This window comes from Mycobacterium sp., from assembly GCF_040398885.1.
Classification (GTDB): domain Bacteria; phylum Actinomycetota; class Actinomycetes; order Mycobacteriales; family Mycobacteriaceae; genus Mycobacterium.
The window spans coordinates 1-9,134 of record NZ_JBBATF010000129.1 but is presented as its reverse complement, the minus strand read 5'-3'; the positions used below and the strand labels follow the sequence as shown (position 1 = coordinate 9,134).

10 protein-coding genes and 1 pseudogene are annotated in these 9,134 nt (G+C 69.0%); all 11 read left to right on the top strand.

Annotated features, from left to right (window positions below):
* Positions 1 to 173 (top strand): annotated as a pseudogene (locus tag ADBZ5U_RS12120) (threonine synthase); the annotation flags it as partial.
* 19 nt (positions 174 to 192) lie between these two features.
* Positions 193 to 1,161, top strand: coding sequence for a homoserine kinase (thrB, locus tag ADBZ5U_RS12115; RefSeq protein WP_526265756.1), 969 nt, complete (start codon positions 193 to 195; stop codon positions 1,159 to 1,161).
* A 254-nt stretch (positions 1,162 to 1,415) separates the two neighbouring features.
* Positions 1,416 to 3,107: a transcription termination factor Rho gene (gene rho, locus ADBZ5U_RS12110; protein WP_526265754.1), complete on the top strand. Its 1,692-nt coding sequence runs from the start codon at positions 1,416 to 1,418 to the stop codon at positions 3,105 to 3,107.
* A gap of 141 nt (positions 3,108 to 3,248) precedes the next feature.
* Positions 3,249 to 3,485, top strand: a complete 237-nt coding sequence (gene rpmE / locus ADBZ5U_RS12105) for a 50S ribosomal protein L31 (protein WP_526265752.1) — start codon at positions 3,249 to 3,251, stop codon at positions 3,483 to 3,485.
* A 110-nt stretch (positions 3,486 to 3,595) separates the two neighbouring features.
* The gene (gene prfA / locus ADBZ5U_RS12100) at positions 3,596 to 4,675 is read left to right on the top strand and encodes a peptide chain release factor 1 (protein ID WP_526265750.1); all 1,080 of its coding nucleotides are present in this window, start codon (positions 3,596 to 3,598) and stop codon (positions 4,673 to 4,675) included.
* Positions 4,672 to 5,637: a peptide chain release factor N(5)-glutamine methyltransferase gene (gene prmC / locus ADBZ5U_RS12095; protein ID WP_526265748.1), complete on the top strand. Its 966-nt coding sequence runs from the start codon at positions 4,672 to 4,674 to the stop codon at positions 5,635 to 5,637. Before prfA ends, prmC begins: the two co-directional genes overlap by 4 nt.
* On the top strand, positions 5,634 to 6,308 hold the full coding sequence (locus ADBZ5U_RS12090; RefSeq protein WP_526265746.1) for an L-threonylcarbamoyladenylate synthase: 675 nt from the start codon (positions 5,634 to 5,636) through the stop codon (positions 6,306 to 6,308). The genes prmC and ADBZ5U_RS12090 overlap by 4 nt, the downstream gene beginning before the upstream one ends.
* 8 nt (positions 6,309 to 6,316) lie before the next feature.
* Complete coding sequence (locus ADBZ5U_RS12085) at positions 6,317 to 7,525, top strand: glycosyltransferase family 4 protein (RefSeq protein WP_526265744.1); 1,209 nt, start codon at positions 6,317 to 6,319, stop codon at positions 7,523 to 7,525.
* A 103-nt stretch (positions 7,526 to 7,628) separates the two neighbouring features.
* Positions 7,629 to 8,126, top strand: coding sequence for an ATP synthase subunit I (locus ADBZ5U_RS12080; RefSeq protein WP_526265742.1), 498 nt, complete (start codon positions 7,629 to 7,631; stop codon positions 8,124 to 8,126).
* 6 nt (positions 8,127 to 8,132) lie between these two features.
* The gene (atpB, locus tag ADBZ5U_RS12075) at positions 8,133 to 8,888 is read left to right on the top strand and encodes a F0F1 ATP synthase subunit A (RefSeq protein ID WP_526265740.1); all 756 of its coding nucleotides are present in this window, start codon (positions 8,133 to 8,135) and stop codon (positions 8,886 to 8,888) included.
* 74 nt (positions 8,889 to 8,962) lie between these two features.
* A partial coding sequence (locus tag ADBZ5U_RS12070; protein WP_526265758.1) for an ATP synthase subunit C-like protein occupies positions 8,963 to 9,134 on the top strand: 172 nt, incomplete at its 3' end.

The window sequence follows — 9,134 nt, the reverse complement described above, 5'->3', positions numbered from 1 at the left end:
CCGGCCTGCTCAAGGCTGTCGAGGACGGCTGGGTGCGGCCCGGTTCGACGGTGGTCTGCACCGTCACCGGCCATGGCCTGAAAGACCCGGACACCGCGCTGCGCGACATGCCGAGCGTCACGGCGATCCCGGTTGACCCGGGCGCGGTGGTCGCCGCCCTGGGGCTGGACTGAAGGGCGGGTGAACCCGGAGTTGACCGTCTTGCTACCCGCCGGGCTGACCGGTGGCGCGACCGTGGCGGCGTCGAGCGCCAACCTCGGTCCGGGCTTCGACAGCCTCGCTCTGGCGCTGGCGCTCTACGACGAGATCACCGTCGAGACGACCTCCGGTCCAACCGTCGTGGAGGTCGTGGGCGAGGGCCGGGGTCAGGTGGGCGCCGGCGCCGACAACCTGGTCGCCGTGGCCGTCCGGCGCGGCCTTGCAGCCGCGGGCGTCGAGGCATCCGGCCTGAAACTGAAGTGCCGCAACACTATTCCGCACTCGCGGGGGCTGGGCTCATCGGCGGCCGCCGTGGTGGGCGGTCTTGCCGCCGCGAATGCCCTTGTGGCGCAGACCGACCGGCCCGTGCTGACTACCGACCGTCTCATCCAGTTGTCCGGGGAGTTCGAGGGTCATCCGGACAACGCCTCGGCGTCGGTGCTCGGCGGGGCGGTGGTGTCGTGGACCCAGCCGCCGGGCGCGGCGGGGGAGGAGGCCCGGTACTTCGCGGCACCGCTGCGGCTGCACCCCGACATCCGGATGTTCGCCGGCATCCCGGAGATGCGCTCCTCCACCGCGGAGACCCGGGTGCTGTTACCCACGCAGGTGAGCCACGAGACCGCACGGTTCAACCTCAGTCGTGTCGCTTTGCTGGTGCTGGCGCTGACCGAGCGTCCCGATTTGCTGATGGCGGCCACCGAAGACCGGCTGCACCAGCCGCAGCGCGCCCCGGCGATGCCGCCGTCGGCGCAATTTCTGCAGCTCCTGCGCGCCAACGGAGTGGCCGCGGTGCTCTCCGGCGCCGGACCGTCGGTGCTGGCCCTGACCAACGGCACCGACCTGCCGGCCGCTGCCCTGGGCTTCGCCCGCGAGCACGGATTCGCCGCCTCCGAGGTCGGAGTGGGCGATCCGGTGCGCTGGGGTGCCGGTGTCGCGGTCGCCGCGCAGGAGAACCGCCGGTGAGGCTTCCTTGCCTCGGGCAGCCAACCGGGCTATCCTCGCAATTGTCCGGTGACCGCTGCGTGGCTCGTTCGCGCCGACACCCAGGACGATCACCAATTTTGTTTGATTTAATTCCAGTGGGCTGACGGTTGGCCCTGCGGCCACTGAGCCCGGCACCCACTGACACAGACATCGGTGAGACTTCGCGTCCAGCGAATCGGCTGGATGCCGGAAACCCCCGCGAGATGAGAACGCCGGGGAAAGAAAGGAATTCCGTGACTGATACGGACCTCATCGCGGCTGAGAACCACACCCGGCCCGAGGGCGCCGAAGGCTCGAACAGTTCGGCTCAGGCGGGTTCCGGGGGCGGCTCGCTGGCCACGATGGTGCTGCCCGAACTTCGCGTCCTGGCCGGTCAGGTCGGTGTCAAGGGGACTTCGGGCATGCGCAAGGGTGAGTTGATCGCCGCGATCACCGAGATCCGCGGCGGGTCGCCGAACGGCGGCAGGGCCCCGCGGGCCGAGTCCGCCCCGGAAGCCCCGCCGGAGCGGACCCGCGACGGCGGCGAAGGAGCCAAGTCCGAATCCGAGCGCCCGGAGTCCGCACCGTCGCGGGCCGACAACCGCCGGGAGGCGCCCGCGGCCGAACAGGGCGGCGGGGAGTCCGCCTCCGGCGGCCAGCAGGGCGGTCAGCAGGGAGAGGACGGCGGAGACCGCCAGGGCCGGCGCGGACGCCGGTTCCGCGACCGCCGCCGCCGCGGCGACCGTCCCGGCGGGGAGGGCGGCGGCGGCGAGACCGAACTGCGCGAGGACGACGTCGTCCAACCGGTCGCCGGGATTCTCGACGTCCTCGACAACTACGCCTTCGTCCGGACCTCGGGCTACCTGGCCGGCCCCAACGACGTCTACGTGTCGATGAACATGGTCCGCAAGAACGGCCTGCGCCGTGGCGACGCCGTCACCGGCGCCGTGCGGGTGCCCCGCGACGGCGACGGCGGCGGCGGGAACCAGCGGCAGAAGTTCAACCCCCTGGTGCGTCTGGACAGTGTCAACGGTGGCCCGGTCGAGGCGGCCCGCAACCGCCCCGAATTCGGCAAGCTGACCCCGCTGTACCCGAACCAGCGGCTGCGCCTGGAGACCACCACCGAGAAGCTGACCACTCGCGTGATCGACCTGATCATGCCGATCGGCAAGGGCCAGCGCGCCCTGATCGTGTCCCCGCCCAAGGCCGGCAAGACCACGATCATGCAGGACATCGCCAACGCGATCACCCGCAACAACCCCGAATGCCACCTCATGGTCGTGCTCGTCGACGAGCGCCCCGAGGAGGTCACCGACATGCAGCGCTCGGTCAAGGGTGAGGTCATCGCCTCGACCTTCGACCGCCCGCCGTCCGACCACACCCAGGCCGCCGAGTTGGCCATCGAGCGGGCCAAACGGCTGGTGGAGCAGGGCAAGGACGTCGTCGTGCTGCTGGACTCCATCACCCGGTTGGGCCGCGCCTACAACAACGCCTCCCCGGCCTCCGGGCGCATCCTGTCCGGCGGCGTGGACTCCACCGCGCTCTACCCGCCCAAGCGGTTCCTGGGCGCGGCCCGAAACATCGAGCACGGCGGGTCGCTGACCATCATCGCCACCGCGATGGTGGAGACCGGCTCCACCGGCGACACGGTGATCTTCGAGGAGTTCAAGGGCACCGGCAACGCCGAGCTGAAGCTGGACCGCAAGATCGCCGAGCGGCGGGTGTTCCCGGCCGTCGACGTCAACCCGTCCGGCACCCGCAAGGACGAACTGCTGCTGTCCCCGGACGAGTTCGCGATCGTGCACAAGCTGCGCCGGGTGCTCTCCGGTCTGGACAGCCACCAGGCCATCGACCTGCTGATGAGCCAGTTGCGCAAGACCAAGAACAACTACGAGTTCCTGGTCCAGGTGTCCAAGACCGCGCCGGGCATGGCCGACGTCGACTGAGACCTCGGCCCGGGGCGGGGTGGACCCGTTTAGGCAGGTGGCGGCCGAACTGGCATACTGGACGCCGACCACCTCGGGTACCGGTTCACGTCACAGGGGAATCTGTCGGCGACCCGGCGACCGGACAACGAAGAGGAATCCATGAAAACCGGAATTCATCCCGCGTACGTCGAGACCACCGTGGTCTGCGGCTGCGGCAACAGCTTCACCACCCACAGCACCAAGGAGAGCGGCCACATCACCGTCGAGGTGTGCTCGCAGTGCCATCCCTTCTACACCGGCAAGCAGAAGATTCTCGACAGCGGCGGCCGCGTGGCCCGCTTCGAGAAGCGCTACGGCAAGCGCGCCGACAAGGCCACCGAGGCCGCTGACAAATAGCCGCCCCACCGACGCCCGACCCCCGCATCCGCGAGAGGCCGGGCGTCGGTCTGCGTTTGGCGGGCCCCGACATTCTTGGCCCCGATAGCCTGGGACCGGAGAGGACGACGATGACGCAGAGCGCACCCGCTGTCGCGATCGACGCCGTTCTCACCGAGCACGCCGATCTGGAACGCCAACTGTCCGATCCGGAACTGCACGGCGACGCCGCCAACGCCCGGCGGGTCGGGAAGCGCTTCGCCCAACTGGCCCCGATCGTGGCCACCCATCGCAGGTTGGAGGCGGCCCGCGGCGACCTGGAGGCTGCGCGTGAACTCGCGGCCGACGACGCGTCGTTCGCCGATGAGGTCACCGAGTTGGAAACGCGGGTCGCCGAGCTCGACACCCAACTCACCGACATGCTGGCTCCGCGGGACCCGCACGACGCCGACGACATCGTGCTGGAGGTCAAGTCCGGCGAGGGCGGCGAGGAATCGGCGTTGTTCGCCGCCGACCTGGCCCGGATGTACATCCGCTACGCCGAGCGCCGCGGCTGGACGGTCACCGTGCTCGACGAGACCTTCTCCGATCTCGGGGGTTACAAGGAAGCCACCATCGCCATCGCCGCCAAGGGCGATTCCGCCGACGGGGTGTGGTCGCGGATGAAGTGGGAAGGCGGTGTGCACCGCGTGCAGCGGGTGCCGGTCACCGAATCCCAGGGCCGGGTGCACACTTCGGCGGCCGGGGTGCTGGTCTACCCCGAACCCGACGAGGTCGAGCAGGTCCAGATCGACGAGTCGGATCTGCGCGTCGACGTCTACCGCTCCTCCGGCAAGGGCGGCCAGGGCGTGAACACAACCGACTCCGCGGTGCGTATCACCCATTTGCCCACCGGCATCGTGGTGACCTGCCAGAACGAGCGATCCCAGTTGCAGAACAAGGCCCGTGCCATGCAGGTGCTCGCGGCCCGGCTGCAGGCGCTGGCCGAGGAGCAGGCCCAGGCCGACGCCTCGGCCGACCGGGCCAGCCAGATCCGCACCGTCGACCGGTCTGAACGGATCCGCACCTACAATTTCCCGGAGAACCGGATCGCCGATCACCGGATCAACTTCAAGGCGCACAACCTCGACCAGGTCCTCGACGGCGACATGGACGACCTGCTCGATGCGCTGGTCGCCGCCGACAAGCAAGCCCGGTTACAGCGGGCATGAACCCGAAGGCGAGCGTGAGTGAGGATCGCAGCGAAGCGAGGACCGGAGCGAGCGGGAGCCGAGAATTGGGCATAGCGTTGCGCGAGGCGATCAACCGGGCCGCCGGCATCCTCGCCGCGGCCGGAATCGATTCAGCGGCAACCGAAGCCGAGCTTCTCGCCGCTCATGCGGCCGGCACCGAACGTGGCCGGCTGGCCCTGCTGGACTCCGTCGAACCGGGATTCTTCGAGCGGTTCGATGACGCGGTGGCCATCCGGGCCGAACGTGTTCCGCTGCAGCACATCACCGGGACCGCCGCGTTCGGGCCGATCGAGTTGCAGGTGGGACCCGGGGTGTTCATCCCGCGGCCCGAGACGGAGTCGATACTGGAATGGGCTCTTTCGCAGACCCTTTCGCCCTCCCCGGTCATCGTCGACCTCTGCACCGGATCGGGCGCGCTGGCGCTGGCTCTGGCGGCCGGATTCCCGGAGGCCACGGTGATCGCCGTCGACGACGATCCGGCCGCACTCGACTACGCCCGTCGCAACACAGCCTCCACGGCCGTCCGACTCGTGGCCGCCGACGTGACCGAGCCCGCCCTGCTGCCCGAACTCGTCGGCGCCGTCGACCTGGTGGTGGCCAACCCCCCCTACATTCCGACCGGCTCTGTGCTGGATCCCGAAGTCGCACAGCATGATCCGGGTCATGCGCTGTTCGGCGGGCCGGACGGGATGGCGGTGATCAGGCCCATCGTCCGGCGCGCCGCGGCCTGGCTCAAAGCCGGCGGGCTGCTGGCCGTGGAACACGACGACACCACCTCGGCGGCCTGCGTGGAGGCCGTGCAGGCGGTGCCCGTTCCCGGGTCGCTTCGCTCCTGCCCGCCGGTGCCTGCCTTCAGCGATGTGACCCCCCGGTGCGATCTAACCCAGCGGCAGCGGTTCGTGACCGCCCGCCGAACCCCTTCGATCAGGAGTGCGACATGAGCCAGACCCTCGACTGCCGCGACCCGGAGAACCGCTCCGAAGCGATCGCCGCCGCGGCAGCCGCGCTCAAGAGCGGAAGTCTGGTCGTCATGCCCACCGACACCGTGTACGGCATCGCCGCCGACGCCTTCAGCAGCGACGCGGTGGCAGCCCTGCTCGCGGCGAAGGGTCGCGGCCGCGACATGCCGATCGGGGTGCTGGTCGGGTCCTGGCAGACCATCGACGGTCTGGTCTACTACGTCGCCGATTCGGCCCGCGAGCTGATCCGCGCATTCTGGCCCGGCGCGTTGAGTCTGGTGGTGAAACAGGCGCCGTCGCTGCGCTGGGACCTCGGCGACGCCTGCGGCACGGTCATGCTGCGGATGCCGTTGCACCCGGTGGCCCTGGAGTTGCTCCGGGAGACCGGCCCGCTGGCGGTGTCCAGCGCCAACATCTCCGGGCAGCCGCCGGCCAACACCGCGCCGGAGGCCCAGTACCAGCTCGGTGGCCTCGTCGACGTCTATCTCGATGGGGGCACGGCCGAACAGCAGGCCGCCTCGACCATCGTCGACCTCACCGGCGCCTCACCACGCGTTCTGCGGGAGGGCCCGGTCAGCGTGGCGGCGATCGCCGCCGTCCTCGGTGTGGACGCCGAATCGCTGACCGCCCCGGCGCCGGACGCGGGGGAGTAGCGCCGGCGATGGGGGATGTGGCCTATCTCGCCCTCTCCGACCGGGGCGCCGGCGTCCCACTGCGCGAACTGGCCCTCGTCGGCCTCACCGCCGCCGCGGTCACCTATTTCGCGACCGGCGGGGTCCGGGTGCTGGCCACCCGCCTGGGCGCGGTGGCCTACCCCCGCGCGCGTGACGTCCACCTGCAGCCGACCCCGCGGATGGGCGGGCTGGCGATGTACCTCGGCGTCGTCACCGCCGTCTTCCTGGCCTCCCAACTGCCGGCGTTGACCCGCGGTTTCGTCTACTCCTCCGGAATGCCGGCCGTGGTGATCGCCGGCGGACTCGTCATGGCGATCGGTCTGATCGACGACCGGTGGGGCCTGGACGCCCTGACCAAATTCGCCGGGCAGATCACCGCCGCCAGCGTCCTGGTGACCATGGGCGTGGCGTGGAGCGTGCTCTACATCCCGTTCGGCGGGATCGGCACCGTCGTGCTGGATCAGGCCACCTCGATCCTGCTCACCCTGGCGCTGACCGTGGCGGTGGTCAACGCGATGAACTTCGTCGACGGACTGGACGGGTTGGCCGCCGGACTGGGCCTGATCACCGCGATGGCCATCTGCATCTATTCCGTCGGCCTGCTGCGCGACCACGGTGGCGACGTGCTCTTCTACCCGCCGGCGGTCATCTCGGTCGTGCTGGCGGGCGCGTGCCTCGGTTTCCTCCCGCACAACTTCCACCGCGCCCGGATCTTCATGGGTGACTCGGGCTCGATGCTGATCGGACTGATGCTGGCCGCGGCCTCGACGACGGCGGCCGGCCCGATCTCGCAGAGCGCCTACGGCGCGCGCGACGTATTCGCCCTGCTCTCCCCGTTCCTGCTGGTGGTCGCCGTGGTGTTCGTCCCGGCGCTGGACATGCTGCTGGCCATCGTCAGGCGCACCCGGGCCGGTCGCAGCCCGTTCAGCCCGGACAAGATGCACCTGCATCACCGGCTGCTGCAGATCGGCCATTCGCACCGGCGAGCGGTGCTGCTGATCTACCTGTGGGTGGGGCTGGTGGCGCTGGGCGCGGCGAGCACCATCTTCGTCGAGCCCCGCTACACCGGGGCGGTGATGCTCGCCGCGATCGCCGTCGCGATCGTGGTGACGGTCATCCCGTTGATCCGCGGCGAGAACATGCCGGACGACGACGAACTGACGGCGTTGTACGACAGTCTCTACGACGGCAGGTAGTAGACAAATTTTCGCCTTTTTACCATGTGGTACCGTGCCCCGCAGCGGCCATTCGGCCGCCCAAAGACAGATGACCACAGACGACACGATTGTGGGTGGACGTGTGACGACGCCAGCGCCGGACGGGCCGTTGGTGTTGCCGTCCGTGGTCTTCCGCCCCGCCCAACTGCTCGTCGTGTGCGCCGCCGTGACGGCTCTGGCCGTCGCATTGTCGGCCTGGGCCGGCCACGCCATGTTCGGGGTGTTCTTCGGCGTCGGTCTGGCACTGGGCCTGGTCAATGCGCTGCTGGTGCAGCGGTCCGTCGCGTCGATCACCGCCGACGCGCACCCGCTCAAGCACAAGATGGCGCTGAACTCGGCCACCAGGCTGCTGGTGATCACCGTCGTCGGGCTGACCGTCGCCTGGGTCTTCCGCCCACTGGGGCTCGGCGTAGTCTTCGGGCTCGCGCTGTTCCAGGTCGTGCTGGTCTTGAGCACCGCACTTCCGGTGTGGAAGAAGATCCGCACCGGCGAACCGGACGACCTGCCCCGGAATGACATGGGAACGGCCGAATTCCGCCGCGATTCCGCTTCAACACCCGACAACATGTTCAAGGATTGATCAACGATGACCGAAGAGATCCTCGCCGAGGGGGCGATCGAGGTCGGCCACCACACCACGGCCACCTGGTTGGGCATGACCGTCAACACCGACACGGTCTACGCGACGGCCCTCGCCGCCGTCATCACCCTGGCGCTGGCGTTCTACCTGCGGGCCAAGGTGACGTCGACCGGCGTGCCCAGCGGTGTGCAGTTGTTCTGGGAGGCGATCACGACCCAGATGCGCGGCCAGATAGAGGGCGCGATCGGCATGAAGATCGCACCGTTCGTGCTGCCACTGGCGGTCACCCTGTTCGTCTTCATCCTGATCTCGAACTGGATAGCGGTGCTGCCGGTGCAATACAAAACCGCTGACGGGGCCACCCACGAACTGCTCAAGCCGCCGGCGTCGGACATCAATTTCGTGCTGGCGCTGGCGCTGTTCGTCTTCCTCTGCTACCACGCGGCCGGCATCTGGCGGCGCGGCCTCATCGGACACCCCGTCAAACTCCTCAAGGGGCACGTCGCCTTCCTGGCTCCGATCAACCTGGTCGAGGAGATCGCCAAGCCGATCTCGCTGTCCCTGCGACTCTTCGGCAACATCTTCGCAGGCGGCATCATGGTGGCGCTGATAGCGTTGTTCCCGCCCTACATCATGTGGGCCCCCAATGCGATCTGGAAGACCTTCGATCTGTTCGTGGGGCTGATCCAGGCGTTCATCTTCTCGCTGCTGACCATTCTCTACTTCAGCCAGTCCATGGAACTGGATGAGGAGCACCACTAGAGACTCGCCCGACCCCCGGAACCACCCCACACACCCTGGTAGGGCTTCTACCAGCAACCAAGGAGGAATAAGTAATGGCAGACCCACAGATCGTCGCCGGCGCCCTGATCGGCGGCGGGCTCATCCTGGGCGGCGGCGCCATCGGCGCCGGTATCGGTGACGGTATCGCCGGCAACGCGCTGATCTCCGGCATCGCCCGTCAGCCCGAGGCGCAGGGCCGCCTGTTCACCCCGTTCTTCATCACCG